The 945-nt window shown below is 64.6% G+C and carries 2 protein-coding genes; one reads left to right on the top strand and one right to left on the bottom strand.

Annotation, left to right across the window (positions count from 1 at the left end):
- On the top strand, positions 1-490 hold a 490-nt coding region (locus tag EOA28_RS36980; protein WP_148671165.1), incomplete at its 5' end, for a zinc-binding dehydrogenase.
- Positions 491-497: 7 nt separating this feature from the next.
- On the opposite strand, the gene EOA28_RS36975 is transcribed toward EOA28_RS36980, so the two are convergent.
- The coding region (locus EOA28_RS36975; RefSeq protein WP_148671164.1) for a DMT family transporter at positions 498-945 on the bottom strand (448 nt) is incomplete at its 5' end.

Below are 945 nucleotides of genomic sequence, written 5' to 3'. Positions count from 1 at the left end.
CGCCAGCGCCATGGGCGCCAATGTGATTGCCATCGACCTCACGGACGAGAAGCTCGAATTCGCGAAGAAGATCGGCGCGGTGGCGACCATCAACGCCTCGACGACGCCGAATGTGGTGAAGGCGGTCAAGCAGATCACCAATGGCGGCGCGCATATGTCGATGGACGCGCTCGGGCACCCGACCACCTCGTTCAATTCGATCTCGAACCTGCGCCGGCGCGGTCGCCACGTTCAGGTCGGTCTGATGCTGGGCGATCATGCCCGTCCGCAGGTACCGATGGACAAGGTCATTGCCTTCGAGCTCGAAATCCTCGGCAGCCACGGCATGCAGGCCTACCGCTATTCCGCGATGATGGAGATGATCCGCACCGGCAAGCTGAAGCCCGAATTGCTGGTCGGCAAAAGGATCAGCTTGGAGGAAGCGCCCGCGGCCCTGATGGCGATGGGCGGCTTCGAAGGGATCGGCATCGGAGTGGTCACGAAGTTTTAGTAGGCGTCTACCGCGCAAACTTCTTCGCCCCGAACACGCAGGCCACGACGCCGAGCGTGACGACCACCATCAACGGGCTGACCTGTTCGTGCAGCAGGCTCGCCGCCAGCGCCAGGCCGAAGAAGGGCTGCAACAATTGCAGCTGCCCGACCGCGGCGATGCCACCTTGCGCCAGGCCGCGATACCAGAACACGAAGCCGATCAGCATGCTGAACAGCGAGACATAGCCAAGGCCGATCCAGGCGCTCGATCCGATCGCCGAGAAAGATGGCGGCAGCGTCGCGAAGCTCAACGCCAGCATGACCGGCAGCGACAGCGCCAGCGCCCAGCAGATCACCTGCCAGCCGCCGAGCTTGCGCGACAGCCTGGCCCCTTCGGCGTAGCCCAGCCCGCAGACGATGATGGCGCCGAGCATCAGGCTGTCTCCGACGGGCGACGCGGTCACGCCTTGCGCC

The organism is Mesorhizobium sp. M2A.F.Ca.ET.067.02.1.1, assembly GCF_004023285.1.
In the GTDB taxonomy this organism is placed as follows: Bacteria; Pseudomonadota; Alphaproteobacteria; order Rhizobiales; family Rhizobiaceae; genus Mesorhizobium.
This window is presented reverse-complemented; position numbering and strand designations above follow the sequence as displayed.